Genomic DNA, 24,503 nt, shown 5'->3' on the forward strand with positions numbered 1-24,503 from the left:
GAAGCTAGACGTAGGCTGCTCAAAACACTGTTTTGAGGTTGCAGATAGAGCTGACGTGGTTTGAAGAGATATTCGAAGAGTATTATTGTAATTGAGATTTATCTGGAAGGTAAGAGCCACCTAGATAGGTATTGCTGAGTTTTTCAAGGGTTCCATCTTGGTAGAGTTCTTTGAGCGCTTTATCAAATTTCTCTTTAAACTCTTTTTGGTCGCTTGAGAAAACGATATAGTTGTTGGGGCTATCGGCAGAAGGTAAATCAACGACTGAGAGGTCTAAGCCACGATCCTTGATGATTTTTTGAACGGATACCTTGTCAAAAACGAGGAAATCAAATTCGCCGTTAGAGAGGTCTAGGATTCGTTTACCGATATCCTCTCCAGAAAAATCGATAGTAGCGGGATTGTCAGTGTGTTTTTGGTTCCAGTTATTGATGAATTGAGCGTTTGAAGTTCCGGTATCCTCTTGTGTTGTTTTACCAGCAATTTGGTCAAGAGAAGTCAAAGGATTTTTCTTGTTGCTGACAAGGACGAGGGGATTGTTCGAAATTGGAAGTGAGTAAAGGTATTTTTCAGCACGCTCTTTTGTGTAACTCAAGTTATTGGCTGCAGCTTGATAGTGACCAGAATCAAGTCCTGGGAAGATACTCTCCCAGGCAGTTCTTTGGAATTGAATCTCGTAGTCGCTGAGTTTTTCATCCACTGCCTTTAGAACTTCGATATCGAAGCCTGTCAGATTGCCCTTGTCTTCGTAGTCAAATGGTGGCACATCACCAGCTGTAGCAACGACGATTGTCTTTTGAGAGCTGGTCTCTTTGGGTGTGGCTTGATTCCCGCAGGCAACCAAAAATGGTAGGATGGCTAGTAATAGGCTAAATTTTTTCATAATGTCTCCATTCAAATGTAAAGTTATCTGCTAGTTTATCAGAAACTGTCTTGATGAACCAATATATATTTTTTATGTCTGTGATAAAAAATCTTAATCATGAAAAATCCCTGCAAGCTCTTTCAAATTATGGTAGAATGGAAACAGTAGAATTAGAAAAGGAAATCGATTATGAAATTTCTTGAATTAAACAAAAAACGTCATGCGACTAAGCAGTTTACTGATAAGCCTGTTGATCCAAAAGATGTGCGTACGGCTATCGAAATTGCAACCTTGGCTCCAAGCGCCCACAACAGCCAGCCTTGGAAATTTGTAGTGGTGCGTGAGAAAAATGCTGAGCTGGCAAAATTGGCTTACGGTTCAAACTTTGAACAGGTATCATCAGCGCCTGTAACCATTGCCTTGTTTACAGACACAGATTTGGCTAAACGTGCTCGTAAGATTGCCCGAGTTGGTGGTGCTAACAATTTCTCAGAAGAACAACTTCAATACTTTATGAAAAATTTGCCTGCTGAATTTGCCCGTTACAATGAACAACAAGTCAGCGACTACCTAGCCCTCAATGCAGGTTTGGTTGCTATGAATTTGGTTCTGGCTCTTACAGACCAAGGAATCGGATCAAATTTGATCCTTGGATTTGACAAATCAAAAGTCAATGAGGTTTTGGAAATTGAAGACCGCTTCCGCCCAGAACTCTTGATTACAGTGGGTTATACAGACGAAAAATTGGAACCAAGCTACCGCTTGCCAGTAGATGAAATCATCGAGAAAAGATAGAAAGAAGAAAGAAATGACAACAATTGATTTTACAGCAGAAGTAGAAAAACGCAAAGAAGACCTCTTGGCTGACTTGTTTAGCCTTTTGGAAATCAACTCAGAACGTGATGACAGCAAGGCTGATGCTGAGCATCCATTTGGACCTGGGCCGGTAAAAGCCTTGGAAAAATTCCTTGAAATCGCAGACCGCGATGGCTACCTAACTAAAAATGTTGACAACTATGCAGGACATTTTGAGTTTGGTGATGGAGAAGAAGTTCTCGGAATCTTTGCTCACATGGACGTGGTTCCAGCTGGTAGCGGTTGGGACACAGACCCTTACACACCAACTATCAAAGACGGTCGCCTCTATGCGCGTGGAGCTTCTGATGACAAGGGACCTACAACAGCTTGTTACTATGGTTTGAAAATCATCAAAGAATTGGGACTTCCAACTTCTAAGAAAGTTCGTTTCATCGTTGGAACAGATGAAGAATCAGGCTGGGCAGACATGGACTACTATTTCGAGCACGTAGGACTTGCAAAACCAGACTTTGGTTTCTCTCCAGACGCTGAATTCCCTATCATCAATGGTGAAAAAGGAAATATCACGGAATACCTCCACTTTGCAGGTGAAAATGCAGGTGCTGCCCGTCTTCACAGCTTCACAGGTGGTTTGCGTGAAAACATGGTACCAGAATCAGCAACAGCAGTCGTTTCAGGTGATTTGGCTGACTTGCAAGGGAAACTAGATGCCTTTGTTGCAGAACACAAACTTAGAGGAGAACTCCAAGAAGAAAACGGTCAGTACAAGGTTACCATCATTGGTAAATCAGCCCACGGTGCTATGCCTGCTTCAGGTGTCAATGGTGCGACTTACCTAGCCCTCTTCCTTAGCCAGTTTAACTTTGCTGGTCCAGCCAAAGACTACCTTGACATCGCTGGTAAAATTCTCTTGAACGACCATGAGGGTGAAAATCTCAAGATTGCTCATGTGGATGAAAAGTTGGGTGCCCTTTCTATGAATGCCGGCGTCTTCCGCTTCGATGAAACAAGCGCTGATAATACCATTGCCCTTAACATCCGCTATCCAAAAGGAACAAGTCCAGAACAAATCAAGTCAATCCTTGAAAACTTGCCAGTTGCTTCTGTTAGCCTTTCTGAGCACGGTCACACCCCTCACTATGTGCCGATGGAAGATCCACTTGTGCAAACCTTGTTGAATGTTTATGAAAAACAAACTGGTCTTAAAGGTCACGAGCAAGTCATCGGTGGTGGAACCTTTGGTCGCTTGCTAGAACGAGGTGTTGCCTATGGTGCTATGTTCCCAGACTCAATTGACACCATGCACCAAGCCAATGAATTTATCGCTTTGGACGATCTCTTCCGAGCTGCAGCAATCTATGCCGAAGCTATTTACGAATTGATCAAATAAAACGATAGAAGTCTGAGATGCTATGCTTAGACTTCTTTTTGGAGGGAAAGTAGATGTCTCAAATTGAAAGAATCAAGCAGGCTATTATGGCAGATCCGCAGAATGTCAGCTATACAAAGCGTGGCATCGAGCCTCTCTTTGCAGCGCCAAAGACTGCTCGCATCAATATCATCGGTCAAGCGCCTGGTCTTAAAACCCAAGAAGCAGGCCTTTATTGGAAAGATAAGAGTGGTGACCGCCTGAGAGACTGGCTAGGTGTGGATGAAGATACCTTTTACAATTCAGGATATTTTGCTGTTTTGCCTATGGATTTCTACTTTCCAGGGCATGGCAAGTCAGGTGATCTGCCACCGAGAACTGGATTTGCAGAAAAATGGCATCCACAGCTCTTGCAAGAATTACCCGATATTCAATTGACCCTATTGATTGGGCAATATGCGCAGGCCTACTATTTACAGGAGAAAATCAGTGGCAAGGTGACAGAACGGGTAAAACACTACCAGAACTACTTGCCAACCTATTTTCCACTGGTACACCCATCACCACGCAATCAAATCTGGATGGCCAAAAATCCTTGGTTTGAGTCAGAAGTGGTGCCGGATTTGAAAAAAAGAATTAAAACTATTTTATAGTCAATGAAAATCAAAGAGCAAACTAGGAAGCTAGCCGCAGGTTGCTCAAAACACAGTTTTGAGGTTGTGGATAGAACTGACGAAGTCAGTAACTATACGTACGGTAAGGCGACGCTGACGTGGTTTGAAGAGATTTTCGAAGAGTATTAGGAGAAAAAGAATGAAAGAAATTTCCTTTGACGAATTTTACCAGCTTTACCAAAATGACCAACTTTCTCTAGTGGACGTGAGAGAAGTGGATGAGTTTGAAGCTCTTCATTTAGAAGGCGCCCACAACCTGCCACTTAGTCAATTGGCTGATACCTATGATCAGTTGGATAAGGACCAGTTACATTATGTTATTTGCAAATCTGGGATGAGATCGGCGCGTGCTTGTCAATTTCTAGCTGAACAAGGTTATGAGGTTATCAATATTCAAGGTGGCATGATGGCCTTTGAAGAACTTTAAAAATTTGCATTTCTCCTACTTGGTGTGGACTAGGTAGGAGAATTTTATTTTTAGACAATTCTAATTTTTAAGAATCTTGAAAACATTCAATATTTACTTCGTGAAGCTTTTTTCATACTCCTATTCATGATATACTAGGTCAGTATTTTATAAATATGAAGGAGATTTTCATGGCTAAAAAAGGTGCCTTAACAGGTTTACTCCTGTTTGGAATATTTTTTGGTGCGGGGAACTTGATTTTTCCGCCTTCTCTAGGTGCTCTATCTGGAGAACATTTTCTTCCTGCCATCGCAGGTTTTGTCTTTTCAGGCGTCGGTATCGCCGTCTTGACTCTTATTATTGGAACGCTAAATCCTAAAGGATATATCTACGAGATTTCAACAAAGATAGCGCCTTGGTTTGCGACTCTTTACCTTTCGGTTCTTTACTTGTCAATCGGTCCATTCTTTGCCATCCCACGTACAGCTACAACAGCTTACGAAGTAGGGATTAGCCCCCTTTTGTTGGATGCAAATAAAGGTCTTGGTTTGATTGTCTTTACGGTTCTTTACTTTGCAGCAGCGTATCTAATTTCGCTCAATCCATCAAAAATCTTGGACCGCATTGGACGTATTTTAACGCCAGTCTTTGCGATTTTGATTGTTATCTTGGTTGTTCTGGGAGCTTTCAAATACGGTGGAACAAGTCCTCAAGCTGCTTCAGTGGCTTATCAAGCTTCTGCCTTTGGTACAGGTTTCCTAGAAGGTTACAATACCTTGGACGCCCTTGCTTCAGTTGCCTTTAGCGTAATCGCAGTTCAAACCTTGAAACAACTTGGATTTTCAAGTAAGAAAGAATACATTTCAACTATTTGGGTGGTTGGTATCGTTGTTGCCCTTGCTTTCAGCGCTCTTTACATCGGTTTAGGTTTCCTTGGAAATCATTTCCCAGTACCAGCTGAAGCGATGAAGGGTGGAACACCAGGTGTTTACATCTTGTCACAAGCTACTCAAGAAATTTTTGGTTCAACAGCTCAACTCTTCCTTGCAGCTATGGTTACCGTAACCTGCTTCACAACAACAGTTGGTTTGATTGTGTCTACAGCTGAGTTCTTTAATGAGCGCTTCCCGCAAATCAGTTACAAGGTTTATGCGACAGCCTTTACCTTGATTGGATTTGCCATTGCCAATTTGGGTCTTGATGCGATTATCAAGTACTCAATCCCTGTACTGGTTATCTTGTACCCAATCACGATTGCCATCGTTATGATTGTCATTGTCAACAAATTTGTGGCTCTTTCAAAACCAGGTATGCAGTTGACAATTGCTGTTGTTACAGCTATTGCCATTGCAAGCGTATTAGGAAGCTCGTTTAAGGTTGAGTTTCTTGCAAACCTTGTCAACGCTCTTCCTTTTGCCAAGGCATCTCTTCCATGGTTGGTGCCAGCTATTGTCGGAATCTTGCTCTCATTGGTTCTACCAAACAAGCAAGAAAGTGATGTTTTTGAAATGGAATAACCATTAAAATCACTTTTGTAGCCAAGTCTACAGGAGTGATTTTCTTTTTTTATCCGATGATAAATGTGTTATAATAGGTAGCAAAAGAGGTGAAGAAATGAATCAAACAGTAGAATATATCAAAGAACTGACAGCCATTGCGTCGCCAACGGGCTTCACTCGTGAGGTTTCGGACTATTTAGTCAAGACTTTAGAAGGTTTTGGTTACCAGCCAGTTCGCACAGCCAAGGGCGGTGTCAATGTAACTATCAAAGGTCAAAATGATGAAGAGCATCGCTATGTGACTGCCCATGTAGATACGCTTGGTGCTATTGTCCGTGCTGTCAAACCAGATGGCCGTCTCAAAATGGACCGTATCGGTGGCTTTCCTTGGAACATGATTGAAGGAGAAAACTGTATCGTTCATGTGGCAAGCACAGGTCAAAAGGTATCAGGCACCATCCTCATCCACCAAACTTCTTGTCATGTCTATAAGGATGCAGGAACTGCAGAACGCACTCAGGACAATATGGAAGTGCGTTTGGACGCCAAAGTAACCAGTGAAAAAGAAACTCGTGCTCTTGGCATTGAGGTCGGTGATTTTATCAGTTTTGACCCACGAACTGTCGTGACAGAGACAGGTTTTATCAAGTCTCGCCATTTGGATGACAAGGTCAGCGCGGCGATTTTGCTTAACCTGCTTCGTATTTATATGGAAGAGAAGATTGAGTTGCCAGTAACAACCCATTTTGCCTTTTCAGTCTTTGAAGAAGTGGGGCATGGTGCTAATTCTAATATTCCTGCTCAAGTAGTCGAATATCTGGCTGTGGATATGGGAGCTATGGGGGATGATCAGCAAACAGATGAGTACACAGTGTCCATCTGTGTCAAGGATGCTTCAGGTCCTTATCACTATGACTTCCGTCAACATTTGGTGACCTTGGCTAAAAACCAAGATATTCCATTCAAGCTGGATATCTATCCATTTTATGGTTCGGACGCTTCAGCGGCTATGTCTGCAGGTGCAGAAGTTAAACACGCTCTTCTTGGTGCGGGTATCGAGTCTAGTCATTCTTATGAGCGTACTCATATTGACTCGGTGGTCGCAACAGAGCGTATGGTTGATGCTTATCTTAAGAGTGGGTTGGTAGACTAATATGTGCCTGATTTGCCAGAGAATTGACCTCATCAAGAAGGAAGAAAATCCTTACTTTGTCAAAGAGTTGGAAACAGGCTATCTTGTGATTGGAGACCATCAGTATTTTGAAGGCTATAGTCTCTTTCTAGCCAAGGAACACGTCACGGAATTGCACCATTTGAAAAAGGAAACAAGACTCCGTTTTCTCGAAGAAATGAGTCTAGTCCAAGAGGCAGTTGCCAAGGCCTTTGCTGCTGAGAAAATGAATATCGAACTGCTAGGAAATGGCGATGCCCATCTCCACTGGCATCTTTTTCCTAGACGAAGAGGTGATATGAATGGTCATGGTCTCAAGGGACGTGGTCCAGTTTGGTGGGTTCCCTTTGAAGAAATGACAGCAGAAACCTGCAAAGCAAAACCGGAAGAGATTAAAAGATTAGTCGAATGTTTATCGTCAGAAGTAGATAAACTATTAGAAATAAAGGAGTAGAAATGAAAAAAAGATACCTTATCTTGACAGCTTTGCTAGCCTTGAGTCTAGCAGCTTGTTCACAAGAAAAAGTAAAAAATGAAGATGGCGCAGCTAAGACAGAACAAACAGCCAAAGCTGATGGAACAGTCGGAAGTAAGCCTCAAGGAGCTGCCCAGAAAAAAGCAGAAGTGGTTAATAAAGGTGACTACTACAGCATCCAAGGGAAATACGATGAAATCATCGTAGCAAATAAACATTATCCTTTGTCAAAAGATTACAATCCAGGGGAAAATCCAACAGCCAAGGCAGAGTTGATCAAACTCATCAAAGCGATGCAAGAGGCAGGTTTCCCGATTAGTGACCATTACAGTGGTTTTAGAAGTTATGAAACTCAGACCAAGCTCTATCAAGATTATGTCAACCAAGATGGGAAAGAAGCTGCCGATCGTTATTCTGCTCGTCCTGGCTATAGTGAGCACCAGACAGGGTTGGCTTTTGATGTGATTGGGACAAATGGTGATTTGGTGACAGAAGAAAAAGCGGCCCAATGGCTCTTGGACCATGCGGCTGATTATGGTTTTGTTGTCCGTTATCTCAAAGGTAAGGAAAAGGAAACAGGCTATATGGCTGAAGAATGGCACCTTCGTTATGTCGGAAAAGAAGCTAAAGAAATTGCTGAGAGTGGTCTCAGTTTGGAAGAGTATTACGGCTTTGAAGGCGGAGATTATGTCGATTAAAAAATAAACTTTTCTCTTGCAATTCTAGATAAATAGTGTATAATAGATGGGTATGTAAAAAGCATACTTGTGGGAGGTAAAAATCTTTAATTACCGCCAAAACCACAAAGGAGGATTTAAAAATGGCTAAAAAAGTCGAAAAACTTGTAAAATTGCAAATCCCTGCTGGTAAAGCTACACCAGCTCCACCGGTTGGACCTGCTCTTGGTCAAGCTGGTATCAACATTATGGGATTCACAAAAGAGTTCAACGCTCGTACAGCTGACCAAGCTGGTATGATCATTCCAGTTGTTATCTCAGTTTACGAAGATAAATCATTTACTTTCATCACTAAAACACCACCAGCTGCTGTTCTTTTGAAAAAAGCTGCAGGTGTTGAAAAAGGATCAGGTACACCTAACAAAACTAAAGTTGCTACAGTTACTCGTGCACAAGTACAAGAAATTGCAGAAACTAAGATGCCAGATTTGAACGCAGCAAACATTGAGTCTGCAATGCGTATGATCGAAGGTACTGCTCGTTCTATGGGATTCACTGTTGTTGACTAATCAATAGCACACTAGAAAATCTCACAGCAGTCTATTAGTTGCTTTTCATACTAGGCAAGTGACTGATGCTTGTACTTGGGTACAGCAAGGGAACTTGACGACGTAGGAAAAGAAAAATAATAGACTGAAAACCCGCAAGACTTCATCATTTCGAGAAGTGACGTGGGAGATGAAAATCGATTGAACCACTTACAAGGAGAATAGAAAATGGCTAAAAAAAGCAAACAACTTCGTGCTGCTCTTGAGAAAATCGACAGCACAAAAGCATACAGCGTAGAAGAAGCTGTAGCACTTGCAAAAGAAACTAACTTTGCAAAATTTGACGCAACTGTAGAAGTTGCTTACAACTTGAACATCGACGTTAAAAAGGCTGACCAACAAATCCGTGGAGCAATGGTATTGCCAAACGGTACTGGTAAAACTTCACGCGTTCTTGTTTTCGCACGTGGTGCAAAAGCTGAAGAAGCAAAAGCTGCTGGTGCAGACTTTGTTGGTGAAGATGACCTTGTTGCTAAAATCAACGACGGTTGGTTGGACTTCGACGTAGTTATCGCTACACCTGACATGATGGCTCTTGTTGGACGTCTTGGACGTGTCCTTGGACCACGTAACTTGATGCCAAACCCTAAAACTGGTACTGTAACAATGGATGTTGCTAAAGCAGTTGAAGAGTCTAAAGGTGGTAAAATCACTTACCGTGCTGACCGTGCAGGTAACGTTCAAGCAATCATCGGTAAAGTATCATTTGAAGCTGAAAAATTGGTTGAAAACTTCAAAGCTTTCAACGAAACAATTCAAAAAGCAAAACCAGCTACAGCTAAAGGAACTTACGTAACAAACTTGACGATCACAACTACTCAAGGTGTTGGTATCAAAGTTGACGTAAACTCACTTTAATCAGTAGTTTATACAGAGAGAACGAGTACGAAAGTGCTCGTTTTTTTGGCGTACGACGGGCATGTCGTACATCTGAGGTGTAAGTCCTCGGTAGGCACCTGCTACCGGTGAACCCAATAGCGATTCCCAAGCCTGACTATCGTGAGGTAGCTGGGAGAGGAAGGGATAGCGAAATCGTGGCTCTACGAACAGAAAGGTGGAGGTTCGTAGAGCGGATGAAGAAGAGAGCAATTCCAAAGTACAAAAATAGTCGTAACCTGAATGTGTAAATGATGGAAGGAGTTGAATTCGAACTAGAGAGTTGATTAATAGATTTATGCTATAGTCATGGTGGTTTGTATGCTTTTGATTCTAGTTTATCAAATAATAGATTAGAATTGTCAGATAATATCATTTTATGTTATAATGAAGAAAAAACAGAGGTGTTCAAATGTCAGAAGCAGGTCATAAGTTTTTAGCAAAATTAGGGAAAAAACGCTTACGTCCAGGTGGAAAACGTGCTACAGATTGGTTAATTGAGGAAGGAGGATTTTCAAAAGAAAAGAGAATACTAGAAGTTGCGTGCAATAGGGGAACTACAGCAATTGAGTTGGCACAGCGTTTTGGTTGTAAGATAACTGCTGTTGATATGGATGCTCAAGCTTTAGAAGTGGCTAAAAAATCTGCTGAAACGGCAGGTGTTGCTCATTTAATCAGTTTTGAAAGAGCTAATGCAATGAAACTTCCTTATGAAGATGCTAGTTTTGATATTGTTATAAATGAAGCTATGCTGACTATGCAAGCCGATCAAGCTAAGAAAAAATGTGTAATGGAATATTTAAGGGTTTTAAAACCTGAGGGTCTTCTCTTGACACATGATGTGCTTCTTAAGGAAGCTAAAGAGTCTGTCAGACAGGAATTGTCGCAAGCAATTCATGTGAATGTAGGTCCTTTAACTCAAGATGGTTGGGAAGAGCTGATGATAGAATCAGGTTATTGTGATGTGAAAGTATTGACTGGTGAAATGACATTAATGAAATTATCGGGTATGATTTATGACGAAGGTTGGCTAGGAACCTTGAAAATTTGTGTAAATGCTTGTAAAAAGGAGAATAGAAAGCAGTTTTTAACTATGTATAAAATGTTTGATAAGAATAAAAAGAACTTGGGCTTTATTGCTATGGCTAGTCATAAATCGTCAAATCGTTAGATAATTATTGATGTTAACTTTTCCTTTTTTCTTTCTTAAAAAATATGCTATAATAGAGAGTAAAAAACTTTGAAAGAAAGAAAAAGATGAATTTAAAAGATTACATTGCAACAATTGAAAATTATCCAAAGGAAGGGATTACCTTCCGTGATATCAGTCCTTTGATGGCTGATGGGAATGCTTATAGCTACGCTGTTCGTGAAATCGTTCAGTATGCGACTGACAAGAAAATTGACATGATTGTAGGTCCTGAGGCTCGTGGATTTATCGTGGGCTGTCCAGTTGCCTTTGAGTTGGGAATTGGTTTTGCACCTGTTCGTAAACCAGGTAAATTGCCACGTGAAGTTATTTCTGCTGACTATGAAAAAGAGTACGGTGTTGATACCTTGACTATGCATGCTGACGCTATTAAGCCAGGTCAACGTGTTCTTATCGTAGATGACCTCTTGGCAACAGGTGGAACTGTTAAGGCAACTATCGAGATGATTGAAAAACTTGGTGGTGTTGTAGCAGGTTGTGCCTTCCTTGTTGAATTGGATGAATTGAACGGTCGTGAAAAAATCGGTGACTACGATTACAAGGTTCTTATGCATTATTAATGAAAAACAGTCCCTAGGGCTGTTTTCTCTACATTAGGATATAAAAATAGACTATAGCTAGTTAGAGAAAAACTATAATTGAAAACTATATCTTCTTGCAGTATAATAAAAGGACTAAGTGTTTGAGATTTAGTTTCATACTCAATGAAAATCAAAGAGCAAACTAGGAAACTAGCCGCAGGTTGCTCAAAGCACTGCTTTGAGGTTGTAGATAAGACTGACGAAGTCAGCTCAAAACACTGTTTTGAGGTTGTGGATAGAACTGACGAAGTCAGTAACCATATCTACGGCAAGGCGACGTTGACGCGGTTTGAAGAGATTTTCGAAGAGTTTCAAACATATGCAATGATTCCTGAAAGAATACAGTTAGGAGAGGGTTATGCCGATTCGAATTGATAAAAAATTACCAGCTGTTGAGATTTTACGGACAGAGAATATCTTTGTCATGGATGATCAACGTGCGGCCCACCAAGATATCCGTCCTTTAAAGATTTTAATCTTAAATCTTATGCCACAAAAAATGGTCACAGAGACTCAATTGTTACGCCATTTGGCCAATACACCCCTGCAACTGGATATCGATTTTCTCTATATGGAGAGCCACCGTTCTAAAACAACTCGTTCAGAGCACATGGAGACCTTTTATAAAACTTTTCCTGAAGTCAAAGATGAGTATTTTGATGGCATGATTATCACGGGTGCTCCAGTTGAGCATTTACCATTTGAGGAAGTGGATTATTGGGAGGAATTCAGTCAGGTAATCGAGTGGTCCAAGACTCATGTCTATTCGACCCTTCATATCTGTTGGGGTGCTCAGGCTGGTCTTTATCTGCGCTATGGAGTGGAAAAATACCAGATGGACAGTAAGTTATCGGGTATCTATCCTCAGGACACCTTAAAGGAGGGTCATCTTCTCTTTAGAGGCTTTGACGATAGCTATGTATCTCCTCATTCACGGCATACGGAGATTTCTAAGGAAGAAGTCTTAAACAAGACCAATCTTGAAATTTTATCAGAAGGACCTCAGGTTGGGGTTTCGATTTTGGCCAGTCGTGACTTACGAGAAATTTATAGTTTTGGGCATTTGGAGTATGACCGTGATACCTTGGCAAAAGAGTATTTCCGAGATCGTGACGCAGGTTTAGACCCACATATTCCAGAAAATTACTTTAAGGATGATGATGTTAATCAGACACCTTGTCTGTGTTGGTCTTCATCAGCAGCCCTCTTTTTCAGTAACTGGGTGAACTATGCGGTCTATCAGGAGACGCCTTTTGACTGGAGAAAAATAGAAGATGATGCATCTGCATATGGGTATTTATAAGAGGAATTATGACATATTTAGACGCTTTTAAATCAGGGAACTTGGTTTTACCGAGTGCCCTGCTCTTGCATTTTAAGGAACTCTTTCCTTCTAGCGATGATTTTCTGGTCTGGCAATTTTTCTATTTGCAAAATACGACAGGCTTTGAAGAAATGTCACCAAGCCAGATTGCTGACAGGATTGGCAAGGAAATTTCGGATGTCAATCAGGCTATTTCCAATCTGACGGAGAGGGGACTGCTTCAGTATCGAACCATCGAATTAAATGGTGAAATTGAATTGCTTTTTGATGCTAGTTTGGCCTTGGAACGTTTGGATGACTTGCTTGGAGCTCCTACTTCGAGTTCAGACCAGTTGACACCTCAAAACCAGCTCAAGGATTTGGTAGAAACCTTCCAACAGGAGTTGGGTCGCTTGTTGACACCTTTTGAGATTGAGGATTTGACCAAGACACTAAAGGAAGATGGAACCAGTGCTGACTTGATTAAGGAAGCTCTTCGTGAAGCTGTTTTGAATGGAAAAGCAAATTGGAAGTACATTCAGGCGATTTTGAGAAACTGGCGCCATGAAGGTATCAAAAGTGTGGCTCAAATTGAGGCCAAGCGAGCAGAAAGAGAAGCAAGCAATCCTCAGTTGACACAGGTATCGGCAGATTTCAGAAATGCCATGGATCTCTGGAAGGATTAATCCATGTAAGCAGGCTTGAAATCCGAGTAAGATTTGCAAGCTGTGTTTAATTGTGATAAAATAAATAGAAAATAAATTGAAAAAAGAGGTATGTGAAATGTCACGTAAACCATTTATCGCTGGTAACTGGAAAATGAACAAAAATCCAGAAGAAGCAAAAGCATTCGTTGAAGCAGTTGCATCAAAACTTCCTTCATCAGATCTTGTTGAAGCAGGTATCGCTGCTCCAGCTCTTGATTTGACAACTGTTCTTGCTGCTGCAAAAGGTTCAAACCTTAAAGTTGCTGCTCAAAACTGCTACTTTGAAAATGCAGGTGCTTTCACTGGTGAAACTAGCCCACAAGTTTTGAAAGAAATCGGTACTGACTACGTTGTTATCGGTCACTCAGAACGCCGTGACTACTTCCATGAAACTGACGAAGATATCAACAAAAAAGCAAAAGCAATCTTTGCAAACGGTATGCTTCCAATCATCTGTTGTGGTGAGTCACTTGAAACTTACGAAGCTGGTAAAGCTGCTGAATTTGTAGGTGCTCAAGTATCTGCTGCATTGGCTGGATTGACTGCTGAACAAGTTGCTGCCTCAGTTATCGCTTATGAGCCAATCTGGGCTATCGGTACTGGTAAATCAGCTTCACAAGACGATGCACAAAAAATGTGTAAAGTTGTTCGTGACGTTGTAGCTGCTGACTTCGGTCAAGAAGTTGCAGACAAAGTTCGTGTTCAATACGGTGGTTCTGTTAAACCTGAGAACGTTGCTTCATACATGGCTTGTCCAGACGTTGACGGTGCCCTTGTAGGTGGTGCGTCACTTGAAGCAGAAAGCTTCTTGGCTTTGCTTGACTTTGTAAAATAATTAGGCTCTTTGTCAACTGTAGTGGGTTGAAGAAAAGCTAAGCTCGAGAAAGGACACATTTCGTCCTTTCTTTTTTGATATTTAGGGCGATAAAAATCCGTTTTTTGAAGTTTTCAAAATTCCGAAATCCAAAGGCATTGCGCTTGATAAGTTTGATGAGATTATTGGTGGCTTCCAGTTTGGCGTTGGAATAGAGTAGTTGAAGGGCGTTGGCAATCTTCTCTTTATCCTTTAGGAAGGTTTTAAAGACAGTCTGAAAAAGAGGATGAACCAGCTTAAGATTGTCCTCAATAAGTCCGAAAAATTTGTCTGCCTCTTTGTTCTGAAAGTGAAAAAGCAAGAGTTGATAGAGATGGTAGTGGTGTTTTCTAAGGAGAATTCTAGTAGGCATACCAGTTGTTTCGAGGTAAGGGAGCTTAGATGGTTTTTGAAAGTCATATTTCTTCATTAGAGTTCCACAATCAGGACAAGAAGGGGCCTCATAATCCAGTTTAGCGATGATTTCTTTGTGGGTATCCCTATTGATGATGTCTATAATTTGGATATTAGGGTCTTTAATATCGAGTAGTTTTGTGATAAAATGTAATTGTTCCATATGATTCTTTCTAATGATGGTTTTGTCGCTTTTCATTATAGATCTTATGGGACTTTTTTTCTACAACAAAATAGGCTCCATAATATCTATAGGGGATTTACCCACTACAAATATTATAGAGCCCAAATTCTTAAATTATCAGTCTATTGCAACTTTTCTCATGTGAGTCATTTGGCTTGCTATTGGTTATTCTTAGTAGTATACTAAGGTAGTAATCATTAAGAAGTGATTACAAATAATAATGAATGAGGTAAAAATAATGGTAGAATTGAAAAAAGAAGCAGTAAAAGATGTAACATCATTAACAAAAGCAGCGCCAGTAGCATTGGCAAAAACAAAGGAAGTATTGAATCAAGCTGTTGCTGATTTGTACGTAGCTCATGTGGCTTTGCACCAAGTACACTGGTATATGCGTGGTCGTGGTTTCCTTGTATGGCATCCAAAAATGGATGAGTATATGGAAACTCTTGACGGTCAATTGGATGAAATCAGCGAACGCTTGATTACACTTGGAGGTAGCCCATTCTCTACATTGACAGAATTCCTTCAAAACAGTGAAATCGAAGAAGAAGCTGGTGAATACCGTAATGTTGAAGAAAGCTTGGAACGTGTTCTTGCTATCTACCGTTACTTGTCAGAACTCTTCCAAAAAGGTTTGGATGTCACTGATGAAGAGGGTGATGATGTGACAAACGGTATCTTCTCAGATGCTAAAACTGAAACTGATAAAACAATCTGGATGCTTGCAGCAGAACTTGGACAAGCACCTGGTTTGTAAGAAATAGAATAATCATATAAAAATCTGTAGGATTCCTCTTACGGATTTTTTCTATTCTGTAAGCTATTCCAAACCAGTCTTTTTTTGAGTTTTTTGATAAAATAGTACTATCAGTGAAAAGGATGGAAGCATGACTAAGAAAATCGTAGCTATTTGGGCCCAGGATGAAGAGGGTGTGATTGGTAAGGACAATCGTCTGCCTTGGCATTTGCCAGCAGAATTGCAACACTTTAAAGAAACAACTCTGAATCATGCTATCTTGATGGGGCGCGTGACCTTTGATGGGATGGGGCGTCGCTTGCTTCCAAAACGGGAGACCTTGATTTTGACTCGTAACCCAGAAGAAAAGATAGATGGGGTTGCTACTTTTCACGATATCCAGTCTGTCCTAGACTGGTATCAGGGTCAAGACAAGAATCTCTATATTATCGGTGGGAAGCAAATTTTTCAGGCTTTTGAACCCTATCTTGATGAAGTGATTGTGACTCAAATTCATGCTAGGGTTGAAGGAGATACCTATTTCCCTGAAGAGTTTAACTTGTCTCTTTTTGAGACAGTTTCAAGCAAATCCTACACCAAAGATGAGAAGAATCCTTATGATTTTACCATCCAATACCGCAAGAGAAAGGAAGTCTAATGGAACGTAGTATATTTGGTTTTTTCACAGCCATGCTGTGCTTGGTCTGTTTGCTCGCTGGAGCACAGTCTTTTCGTAAAAAGCGTTATGGACTTTCTGTCCTGCTCTGGTTAAATGCCTTTACCAATTTGGTCAATAGTATCCATGCTTTTTACATGACCTTATTTTAGATAGAATGACAGTATAGAATAGAACGGAAGGAAATCATGCCTACAACTAGGAATAATGATATGATGGTTTATTGCTCATTTTGTGGCAAAAGCCAAGAAGAAGTACAAAAAATAATCGCAGGCAACAACGCCTTTATCTGTAATGAATGTGTGGAGTTGGCCCAGGAAATCATTCGAGAGGAGTTGGCTGAGGAAGTCTTGGCAGACTTGTCTGAGGTACCAAAACCAATCGAACTCCTCCATATCTTGAACCACTATGTAATCGGTCAAGATCGTGCCAAGCGTGCCTTGGCAGTGGCAGTTTACAACCACTACAAACGTATCAATTTCCACGATACGCGTGAAGAGTCGGAAGATGTGGATTTGCAGAAGTCAAACATCTTAATGATTGGCCCAACTGGTTCAGGGAAGACTTTCCTTGCTCAGACCTTGGCTAAGAGCTTGAATGTGCCTTTTGCGATTGCGGATGCAACAGCTCTTACTGAGGCTGGTTATGTGGGTGAGGATGTGGAAAATATCCTCCTCAAACTCTTGCAGGCTGCAGATTTTAATATCGAGCGCGCAGAGCGTGGGATTATCTACGTGGATGAAATTGACAAGATTGCTAAGAAGAGCGAGAACGTCTCGATCACACGTGACGTTTCTGGTGAAGGGGTGCAACAAGCCCTTCTCAAGATTATCGAGGGAACTATTGCTAGTGTGCCACCTCAAGGTGGACGCAAGCATCCACAACAAGAGATGATTCAAGTGGATACTAAAAATATCCTCTTCATCGTGGGTGGTGCCTTTGATGGTATTGAAGAAATCGTCAAACAACGTCTGGGTGAAAAAGTCATCGGATTTGGTCAAAATAACAAGGCAATTGACGAAAATAGCTCATACATGCAAGAAATCATCGCAGAAGATATTCAAAAATTCGGTATTATCCCTGAATTGATTGGACGTTTGCCTGTCTTTGCTGCTCTTGAACAGTTGACAGTAGATGATTTGGTTCGTATCTTGAAAGAGCCAAGAAATGCCTTGGTAAAACAATACCAAACCTTGTTATCTTATGATGATGTTGAGTTAGAATTTGATGATGAAGCCCTTCAAGAGATTGCTAATAAGGCCATCGAACGCAAAACTAGTGCGCGTGGTCTTCGCTCCATCATCGAAGAAACCATGCTAGATGTCATGTTTGAAGTACCGAGTCAGGAAAATGTGAAATTGGTTCGCATCACAAAAGAAGCTGTCGATGGAACGGATAAACCAATCCTAGAAACAGCCTAGAGGTGACTATGGAACTTAATACACACAATGCTGAAATCTTGCTCAGTGCGGCTAACAAGTCCCACTATCCGCAGGATGAACTGCCAGAGATCGCTCTTGCAGGGCGTTCAAATGTTGGCAAGTCTAGCTTTATCAATACTATGCTGAACCGCAAGAATCTAGCCCGAACATCAGGGAAACCTGGGAAAACCCAGCTTCTCAACTTCTTTAACATTGACGACAAGATGCGCTTTGTGGATGTTCCTGGTTATGGTTATGCTCGCGTTTCCAAAAAAGAGCGTGAAAAGTGGGGGCGCATGATTGAGGAATATCTGACAACTAGGGAAAATCTCCGTGCGGTTGTTAGTTTGGTGGATCTCCGCCACGACCCGTCAGCAGATGATGTGCAGATGTACGAATTTCTTAAGTATTATGAGATTCCAGTCATCATTGTGGCGACTAAGGCGGACAAGATTCCTCGTGGTAAATGGAACAAGCACGAATCAGCAATCAAAAAGAAATTAAACTTTGACCCAAGTGACGACTTCATCCTCTTTTCATCTGTCAGCAAGGCAGGGATGGATGAGGCTTGGGATGCAATCTTAGAAAAATTGTGAGGAAAAGAAAATGGCAAAAACAATTCATACAGACAAAGCTCCAAAGGCTATCGGACCATATGTTCAAGGAAAAATCGTTGGCAACCTTTTGTTTGCTAGCGGTCAAGTTCCCCTATCTCCTGAAACTGGGGAAATCGTTGGAGAAACGATTCAAGAACAGACAGAACAAGTCTTAAAAAACATCGGTGCTATTTTGGCAGAAGCTGGAACAGACTTTGACCATGTTGTCAAAACAACTTGCTTCTTGAGTGATATGAACGACTTCGTTCCTTTTAACGAGGTTTACCAAACGGCCTTTAAAGAGGAATTTCCAGCTCGTTCAGCTGTGGAGGTAGCTCGTCTTCCTCGTGATGTAAAAGTCGAAATTGAAGTCATCGCAGAGATTGGATAAGCTAGTTGAAGTTTGGTGTTGCCAAACTTCTTTTGATATAAGGAGAAAAAGATGACAAAGAAACAACTTCACTTGGTGATTGTGACAGGGATGAGTGGTGCAGGAAAAACAGTAGCCATTCAGTCCTTCGAGGATTTGGGATATTTCACCATTGACAATATGCCACCAGCCCTCTTGCCTAAGTTTTTGCAGTTGGTGGAAACAAAGGAAGACGACCATAAGTTGGCCTTGGTAGTGGATATGCGTAGCCGTTCTTTCTTCTCAGAGATTCAAACTGTTTTGGATGAGTTGGAAAACAAGGAAGAACTGGACTTTAAAATTCTCTTTTTGGATGCGGCAGATAAGGAATTGGTAGCTCGTTATAAGGAAACCAGACGGAGTCATCCACTAGCAGCAGATGGACGGATTTTGGATGGAATCAAGCTGGAACGTGAGCTCTTGGCACCTTTGAAAAATATGAGTCAAAATGTGGTGGATACGACTGAACTCACTCCACGTGAGCTGCGTAAAGCCCTTGCAGAGCAGTTTTCGGATCAAGAACAAGCCCAGTCTTTCCGTATCGAAGTCATGTCTTTTGGCTTTAAATATGGAATCCCGATTGATGCGGATTTGGTCTTTGATGTCCGTTTCTTGCCAAATCCTTACTACCTTCCAGAATTACGAAATCAAACAGGTGTAGATGAACCAGTGTATCACTATGTCATGAACCATCCTGAGTCAGAAGATTTTTATCAACATTTGTTGGCCTTGATTGAGCCGATTTTGCCAAGTTACCAAAAGGAAGGGAAGTCCGTTTTGACCATTGCCATGGGATGTACGGGTGGACAACACCGTAGTGTGGCCTTTGCTAAACGCTTGGCTCAGGACTTATCCAAGAATTGGCCTGTTAATGAAGGGCATCGCGACAAAGACCGAAGAAAGGAAACGGTAAACCGTTCATGAGAAAACCAAAGATAACAGTGATTGGAGGAGGAACTGGGATTCCTGTCATTCTAAAAAGTCTGCGGGAAAAAGATGTGGAAATCGCTGCTATCGTAACGGTGGCGGATGATGGTGGTTCATCAGGTGAACTCCGAAAAAATATGCAGAGGTTGACACCGCCAGGTGATCTTCGTAATGTCCTTGTGGCCATGTCGGATATGCCTAAGTTCTATGAGAAAGTCTTTCAGTATCGCTTTTCTGAGGATGCGGGAGCCTTTGCCGGACATCCATTGGGAAATCTTATTATCGCTGGCCTGTCAGAAATGCAGGGCTCGACCTATAATGCCATGCAGTTACTGAGCAAATTTTTCCATACAACTGGGAAGATTTATCCTTCCAGTGACCATCCTTTGACCCTGCATGCAGTCTTTCAGGATGGGAAAGAAGTAGCTGGAGAGAGTCATATTGCAGACCATCCAGGCATGATTGACCATGTCTATGTGACCAATACCCTCAACGATGATACGCCTCTGGCTAGCCGTCGAGTAGTCCAGACCATTCTTGAAAGTGACATGATTGTCCTAGGGCCTGGCTCTCTCTTTACCTCTATTTTGCCCAATATCGTGATTAAGGAAATCGGGCAGGCGCTTTTGGAAACCAAGGCAGAAATCGCCTATGTCTGCAATATCATGACCCAACGTGGAGAGACGGAACACTTTACAGATAGTGACCACGTGGAGGTCTTGCATCGTCACCTTGGTCGACCTTTTATCGATACTGTCTTGGTGAATATCGAAAAAGTGCCTCAGGAATACATGAATTCCAACCGGTTTGATGAATATTTGGTGCAGGTGGAACATGATTTTGCTGGTCTTTGTAAGCAAGTTCCGCGTGTGATTTCATCCAACTTCCTTCGTCTGGAAAATGGGGGTGCCTTCCACGATGGAGATTTGATCGTGGACGAATTGATGCGGATTATACAGGTGAGAAAATGAGTTTCACAGTAGCAGTAAAAGAAGAAATCCTAGGTCAGCACCATCTAAGCCGGCATGAATTATCTGCCATTATCAAGATGTCTGGCAGTATAGGCCTCTCGACTTCAGGCTTGACCCTGTCTGTTGTGACAGAAAACGCTAAGCTAGCTCGTCACCTCTATGAGTCTTTTCTCCATTTCTACGAAATCAAATCGGAAATTCGACATCACCAAAGAAGTAATCTTCGTAAGAATCGGGTCTATACCGTTTTTACAGATGAAAAAGTGCAGGACTTGTTGAGTGATTTGCACTTGGCAGACTCCTTTTTTGGTCTGGAAACAGGTATTGATGAGGAGATTTTATCAGACGAGGAAGCAGGTCGTGCTTATCTTTGTGGCGCTTTCTTGGCAAATGGAAGTATTCGTGACCCTGAATCAGGTAAGTACCAGTTGGAAATCAGTTCTGTTTATCTGGACCACGCGCAAGGGATTGCCTCCCTTCTCCAGCAATTTTTACTGGATGCCAAGGTGCTTGAGCGCAAGAAGGGGGCTGTGACCTATCTCCAGCGAGCTGAAGACATTATGGACTTCTTGATAGTAATCGGAGCCATGCAGGCGCGTGATGATTTTGAGCGAGTTAAGATTTTGCGCGAAACCCGTAATGATCTCAATCGAGCCAATAATGCCGAGACAGCTAATATCGCTCGGACAGTCTCTGCCAGCATGAAGACTATCAACAATATCAGCAAAATCAAAGATATCATGGGCTTAGAAAACCTGCCAGTGGATTTGCAGGAAGTGGCGCAGTTGCGGATTCAGCACCCAGACTACTCTATCCAGCAGTTAGCAGATAGCCTCAGCACCCCTCTGACCAAAAGTGGTGTCAATCACAGACTCAGAAAAATCAATAAGATAGCCGATGAGTTATAGAGATATAAAACACCTCTTTCTTGACAATTGAATAGAGCATGTGAGATAATAAAGGGGAATTGAGAAGTTCTAGCATTTTAGTGCTATCAGAAATCCCCTCAGTACTGCAATACCAAGGGGATTTTTTCTGGGTTAGATAGCACTAACCAGGAAGGTTACTTGTCGAAGTGATCGTCTAACCAACGAGTCACCAGCCATGAGATGATATTCTCGATGACTGCGATAAGTACTATTTTGAGAAGTTCTAGCATCTGTAATACCTCCTTTTCCAAGGCGTATCGTTAGTGCCATCGTTATTATATCATATGCTTTATCAATTTGATAGGACATTTTTGATTTTTGAAAAAGAAGGGGAAAGGTATGAGCTAATCAGATTGTAGATGAACTATAAAACCACGAATCCTATGTGACTCGTGGTTCTTTTTTATAAACTAGTAGAGTGTTTTGGTTGCACTTTTTGCTCAGGGTCAATGTAGTTGATGGCATTGTTTACAGCAGTCGGTGCTTCCCCTAGACCTGTCGCAATCAGATCAATTTTTCCATCATAGTAGCAGCAGTCACCGATAGCATAGATACCTGCTTGGCTAGATTCTTGCTTGCTGTTGACGATAATCTTGTGACGATTGAGGTCCAGACCCCAGTTTTTAAGGTTACCGACAGAAGATTTGAAACCATAGTTGACAAAGAGGTGGTCTAGGTCAATCGTTTCGGTTTCATCAGATTTGACTTTTGTGATTTCAAGTTTATCGAGCGTTTTTCCATCTCCAAGGAGTTGGCTAGGGACGAATGGTGTCTTGATGGTCACAGATGATTCCTGTAAGGCTTGGACACTGTGTTCCAAGGCGCGGAAATTATCTCTGCGGTGGACAAGGGTAGTTGGTGTGATTTTTTCAAAAGCCAAAGCCCAATCCACAGCCGAGTCTCCTCCACCAAGAATCGTCACTTTCTTACCAGCATATTGCTGGATGTTGGAAACGTGGTAGTGGATATTTTCATAGCCCTCAACGCCTTCTAGTTCCAGCGGACGTGGTTTAAAGGCACCGCCACCCATAGCGATGATAACAGTTTTAGACAAGTGACTTCCTTTAGAAGTTGTAATGACAAAGCCTTCTTCTTGTTTTTCAATCTCAAGAACCGTTTCATTGAGATGGATAGGAGTATCAAATCCATTTAGTTGTTCAATCAAGCGGTTGGTCAATTCTTCTCCAGTCAGATTTGGGAAACCTGGTACGTCTAGGATTTCCTTTTCAGGGTAGAGAATAGCAGGTTGTCCACCTAGTTGTGGAAGAGAGTCGATGATTTGAACCTTGGCTTGGCGTAGATGGGCATAAAAGGTTGCAAAAAGCCCGACTGGACCACCACCTACAATAGTGATATCATAGAGTTGAGACATGGTTTCTCCTTTGTTTTTTCTAGTCAGTTTATTTTATCATATTTTTTCTTTAATTTAAAATGAAGTAGGATAGGGAAAAAAATGTCAGAAAAATGGTATAATAGAAAGGAACGTGTTTGGACAGAGAGGAGACAGCAGATGAACTTTCAACAATTATCCAACCTGCAATATTGGACTAGCTTGTTTTCTAGTCCTTGGAGTATCGCCATCAATCTGTTTGATATTTTGATTGTGACCTATGTTTTGTATCGTTTTACAAAAGCGATAGCTGGCACTAAGATTATGATTTTGGTGCGTGGGGTCGTGATCTTTGTATTAGCTCAGGTTGTGGCCAATATCCTTGGTTTAACAACGATTTCTTGGTTGATTAATCAGATTATTACCTATGGGGTCATTGCTGCGGTTGTTATCTTCTCTCCAGAGATTCGGACTGGTTTGGAACGCTTGGGAAGGGCGACAGATTTCTTTTCTACTACTCAAATTAGTGCAGAAGAGAAAATGATTCGTGCCTTTGTTAAGTCAGTTGAATACATGAGTCCCCGTAAGATTGGTGCTTTGGTTGCCATTCAACGGGTTCGGACCTTACAAGAATACATTGCGACAGGGATTCCTTTGGATGCCAATATTTCAGCTGAACTCCTTATTAATATCTTTATCCCCAACACTCCCCTACACGATGGTGCTGTGATTATCAGAGAAAATCGGATTGCAGTGACCTCTGCCTATCTGCCCTTGACAGAAAGTACAGGAATTTCCAAGGAATTTGGGACCAGACACCGGGCGGCTATCGGTTTATCAGAAGTGTCCGATGCCTTGACTTTCATCGTGTCAGAGGAAACAGGTGGTATTTCTATTACTTACAATGGGGTTTTCAAGCATGATTTGACGATTGAAGAATTTGAAGCAGAGCTACGAACAATTCTTTTGCCAGCTGTTGAGGAAAAAGCCAGTTTCAAGGACCGTTTGCTAGGAGGTTGGAAATATGAGAAAAAATAGTCTATATATCATTTCATCTCTCTTTTTTGCTTGTGTCTTATTCGTTTATGCAACGTCGACCAACTTTCAAAATAGCAATACCGCAAGGCAGGTCAAATCAGAAACCTACACCAATACGATAACGAACGTTCCTATCGATATTCACTATGATGATGACCAGTATTTCATTAGCGGATTTGCATCAGAGGTTTCCGTGATATTAACCGGAGCCAATCGTGTGACCTTGGCCAGTGAAATGCAGGAAAGCACTCGTAAGTTTAAGGTCACAGCGGATTTGACAGATGCTAGTGTTGGAACGATTGAAGTTCCTTTGACCATTGAAAATCTTCCTAGCGGATTGACCGCTGTGGCTACACCTCAAAAGATCACAGTGAAAGTTGGGAAGAAGGTTAAGCGAGATGGGATGCTTGTTGTGCCACAAGTTGACCAAAGCCAGATTGATCCGAAGCTACAACTTGATAGTGTAACCGTGTCAAATGAACGGGTTTCTGTCACAACTGACCAGGAAACATTAGCTAAAATCGATCGGATTATTGCACTTTTACCAACCAGCGAACGCATTACAGGTAATTACAGTGGTTCGGTACCTTTGCAGGCGATCGATCGCAACGGGGTAGTCTTACCAGTAGTGATCACTCCGTTTGATACAACAATGAAGGTCACTACAAAACCAGTAGCACCAAGTTCAAGCGCATCAAATTCAACTACAAGCAGTTCGTCGGAGACATCTTCGTCAACGAAAGCAACTAGTTCAAAAACGAATTAAAAATAGAAAAAGG

Annotated in this window: 29 protein-coding genes; 26 read left to right on the top strand and 3 right to left on the bottom strand. The window is 41.6% G+C overall.

The features are described 5' to 3' along the window. Positions 1–82 precede the first annotated feature (82 nt). Positions 83–883 (bottom strand): amino acid ABC transporter substrate-binding protein, encoded by an 801-nt coding sequence (locus ACAM22_RS02460; protein ID WP_000714641.1) that lies wholly within the window; start codon positions 881–883, stop codon positions 83–85. A 171-nt stretch (positions 884–1,054) separates the two neighbouring features. Between ACAM22_RS02460 and ACAM22_RS02465 the strand changes: the two genes are divergently transcribed. The 15 genes from ACAM22_RS02465 to tpiA all read left to right on the top strand — a co-directional run bounded on the left by ACAM22_RS02465 (position 1,055) and on the right by tpiA (position 14,075). After that, entirely contained in the window at positions 1,055–1,660 is a 606-nt protein-coding gene (locus ACAM22_RS02465; protein WP_101514737.1) for a nitroreductase family protein, read from the top strand. Positions 1,661–1,673: 13 nt separating this feature from the next. Continuing rightward, positions 1,674–3,074, top strand: a complete 1,401-nt coding sequence (gene pepV, locus ACAM22_RS02470) for a dipeptidase PepV (RefSeq protein ID WP_369606900.1) — start codon at positions 1,674–1,676, stop codon at positions 3,072–3,074. 53 nt (positions 3,075–3,127) lie between these two features. Then, positions 3,128–3,706: a uracil-DNA glycosylase family protein gene (locus ACAM22_RS02475; RefSeq protein ID WP_261066264.1), complete on the top strand. Its 579-nt coding sequence runs from the start codon at positions 3,128–3,130 to the stop codon at positions 3,704–3,706. A gap of 160 nt (positions 3,707–3,866) precedes the next feature. Further along, on the top strand, positions 3,867–4,154 hold the full coding sequence (locus tag ACAM22_RS02480; protein WP_369606901.1) for a rhodanese-like domain-containing protein: 288 nt from the start codon (positions 3,867–3,869) through the stop codon (positions 4,152–4,154). A 170-nt stretch (positions 4,155–4,324) separates the two neighbouring features. After that, a complete protein-coding gene (gene brnQ, locus ACAM22_RS02485; RefSeq protein ID WP_369606902.1) occupies positions 4,325–5,650 on the top strand; it encodes a branched-chain amino acid transport system II carrier protein in 1,326 nt (441 codons plus the stop codon). 97 nt (positions 5,651–5,747) lie between these two features. Beyond that, a complete protein-coding gene (locus tag ACAM22_RS02490; RefSeq protein ID WP_369606903.1) occupies positions 5,748–6,785 on the top strand; it encodes a M42 family metallopeptidase in 1,038 nt (345 codons plus the stop codon). Position 6,786: 1 nt separating this feature from the next. Beyond that, positions 6,787–7,257 (top strand): HIT family protein, encoded by a 471-nt coding sequence (locus tag ACAM22_RS02495; RefSeq protein ID WP_369606904.1) that lies wholly within the window; start codon positions 6,787–6,789, stop codon positions 7,255–7,257. A 2-nt stretch (positions 7,258–7,259) separates the two neighbouring features. Next, positions 7,260–7,976 (top strand): LD-carboxypeptidase LdcB/DacB, encoded by a 717-nt coding sequence (ldcB, locus tag ACAM22_RS02500; protein WP_369606905.1) that lies wholly within the window; start codon positions 7,260–7,262, stop codon positions 7,974–7,976. A 122-nt stretch (positions 7,977–8,098) separates the two neighbouring features. Further along, entirely contained in the window at positions 8,099–8,524 is a 426-nt protein-coding gene (gene rplK / locus ACAM22_RS02505) for a 50S ribosomal protein L11 (RefSeq protein WP_001085806.1), read from the top strand. Between the two features lie 207 nt (positions 8,525–8,731). Continuing rightward, positions 8,732–9,421 (top strand): 50S ribosomal protein L1, encoded by a 690-nt coding sequence (rplA, locus tag ACAM22_RS02510; protein ID WP_001085675.1) that lies wholly within the window; start codon positions 8,732–8,734, stop codon positions 9,419–9,421. Positions 9,422–9,851: 430 nt separating this feature from the next. Next, complete coding sequence (locus tag ACAM22_RS02515; protein WP_153192202.1) at positions 9,852–10,610, top strand: class I SAM-dependent methyltransferase; 759 nt, start codon at positions 9,852–9,854, stop codon at positions 10,608–10,610. An 86-nt stretch (positions 10,611–10,696) separates the two neighbouring features. Then, a complete protein-coding gene (locus ACAM22_RS02520) occupies positions 10,697–11,209 on the top strand; it encodes an adenine phosphoribosyltransferase (RefSeq protein WP_001049318.1) in 513 nt (170 codons plus the stop codon). A gap of 379 nt (positions 11,210–11,588) precedes the next feature. After that, positions 11,589–12,533 (top strand): homoserine O-succinyltransferase, encoded by a 945-nt coding sequence (gene metA / locus ACAM22_RS02525; protein ID WP_023943671.1) that lies wholly within the window; start codon positions 11,589–11,591, stop codon positions 12,531–12,533. An 8-nt stretch (positions 12,534–12,541) separates the two neighbouring features. Then, complete coding sequence (locus tag ACAM22_RS02530; protein ID WP_261050477.1) at positions 12,542–13,219, top strand: DnaD domain-containing protein; 678 nt, start codon at positions 12,542–12,544, stop codon at positions 13,217–13,219. 97 nt (positions 13,220–13,316) lie between these two features. Further along, positions 13,317–14,075 (top strand): triose-phosphate isomerase, encoded by a 759-nt coding sequence (gene tpiA / locus ACAM22_RS02535; RefSeq protein WP_000087893.1) that lies wholly within the window; start codon positions 13,317–13,319, stop codon positions 14,073–14,075. A gap of 37 nt (positions 14,076–14,112) precedes the next feature. Here tpiA and ACAM22_RS02540 read toward each other — a convergent pair whose 3' ends face one another. Continuing rightward, the gene (locus ACAM22_RS02540) at positions 14,113–14,670 is read right to left on the bottom strand and encodes a transposase (protein WP_261050475.1); all 558 of its coding nucleotides are present in this window, start codon (positions 14,668–14,670) and stop codon (positions 14,113–14,115) included. A gap of 259 nt (positions 14,671–14,929) precedes the next feature. Between ACAM22_RS02540 and ACAM22_RS02545 the strand changes: the two genes are divergently transcribed. The 9 genes from ACAM22_RS02545 (at position 14,930) to whiA (ending at position 21,335) form a co-directional block, all read left to right on the top strand. Further along, positions 14,930–15,448, top strand: a complete 519-nt coding sequence (locus tag ACAM22_RS02545; RefSeq protein WP_050280517.1) for a DNA starvation/stationary phase protection protein — start codon at positions 14,930–14,932, stop codon at positions 15,446–15,448. Positions 15,449–15,578: 130 nt separating this feature from the next. After that, the gene (locus ACAM22_RS02550; protein WP_261050471.1) at positions 15,579–16,085 is read left to right on the top strand and encodes a dihydrofolate reductase; all 507 of its coding nucleotides are present in this window, start codon (positions 15,579–15,581) and stop codon (positions 16,083–16,085) included. Next, positions 16,085–16,255 carry a hypothetical protein gene (locus tag ACAM22_RS02555; RefSeq protein ID WP_130897099.1) on the top strand — a complete coding sequence of 57 codons (171 nt, stop codon included), beginning with the start codon at positions 16,085–16,087 and terminating at the stop codon, positions 16,253–16,255. The genes ACAM22_RS02550 and ACAM22_RS02555 overlap by 1 nt, the downstream gene beginning before the upstream one ends. Positions 16,256–16,291: 36 nt before the next feature. Continuing rightward, a complete protein-coding gene (clpX, locus tag ACAM22_RS02560) occupies positions 16,292–17,524 on the top strand; it encodes an ATP-dependent Clp protease ATP-binding subunit ClpX (RefSeq protein WP_369606906.1) in 1,233 nt (410 codons plus the stop codon). 8 nt (positions 17,525–17,532) lie between these two features. Further along, the gene (yihA, locus tag ACAM22_RS02565; protein WP_000422605.1) at positions 17,533–18,120 is read left to right on the top strand and encodes a ribosome biogenesis GTP-binding protein YihA/YsxC; all 588 of its coding nucleotides are present in this window, start codon (positions 17,533–17,535) and stop codon (positions 18,118–18,120) included. A gap of 10 nt (positions 18,121–18,130) precedes the next feature. Beyond that, positions 18,131–18,511 carry a RidA family protein gene (locus ACAM22_RS02570; protein WP_001140420.1) on the top strand — a complete coding sequence of 127 codons (381 nt, stop codon included), beginning with the start codon at positions 18,131–18,133 and terminating at the stop codon, positions 18,509–18,511. 51 nt (positions 18,512–18,562) lie between these two features. Continuing rightward, entirely contained in the window at positions 18,563–19,453 is an 891-nt protein-coding gene (rapZ, locus tag ACAM22_RS02575; protein ID WP_261050469.1) for an RNase adapter RapZ, read from the top strand. Beyond that, entirely contained in the window at positions 19,450–20,427 is a 978-nt protein-coding gene (locus ACAM22_RS02580) for a YvcK family protein (RefSeq protein WP_261050468.1), read from the top strand. The genes rapZ and ACAM22_RS02580 overlap by 4 nt, the downstream gene beginning before the upstream one ends. After that, positions 20,424–21,335: a DNA-binding protein WhiA gene (gene whiA, locus ACAM22_RS02585; protein WP_004262315.1), complete on the top strand. Its 912-nt coding sequence runs from the start codon at positions 20,424–20,426 to the stop codon at positions 21,333–21,335. The genes ACAM22_RS02580 and whiA overlap by 4 nt, the downstream gene beginning before the upstream one ends. Before the next feature lie 424 nt (positions 21,336–21,759). On the opposite strand, the gene ACAM22_RS02590 is transcribed toward whiA, so the two are convergent. Next, a complete protein-coding gene (locus tag ACAM22_RS02590) occupies positions 21,760–22,728 on the bottom strand; it encodes an NAD(P)/FAD-dependent oxidoreductase (RefSeq protein ID WP_203180085.1) in 969 nt (322 codons plus the stop codon). Positions 22,729–22,866: 138 nt separating this feature from the next. On the opposite strand from ACAM22_RS02590, the gene cdaA reads away from it, so the two are divergent. Both cdaA and ACAM22_RS02600 read left to right on the top strand, forming a co-directional pair. After that, a complete protein-coding gene (gene cdaA / locus ACAM22_RS02595; RefSeq protein WP_238395585.1) occupies positions 22,867–23,724 on the top strand; it encodes a diadenylate cyclase CdaA in 858 nt (285 codons plus the stop codon). Continuing rightward, a complete protein-coding gene (locus ACAM22_RS02600) occupies positions 23,711–24,490 on the top strand; it encodes a YbbR-like domain-containing protein (protein WP_369606907.1) in 780 nt (259 codons plus the stop codon). Before cdaA ends, ACAM22_RS02600 begins: the two co-directional genes overlap by 14 nt. Positions 24,491–24,503 lie beyond the last annotated feature (13 nt).

The sequence above is a fragment of the Streptococcus sp. SN-1 genome, from assembly GCF_041154385.1.
GTDB lineage: Bacteria > Bacillota > Bacilli > Lactobacillales > Streptococcaceae > Streptococcus > Streptococcus mitis_CT.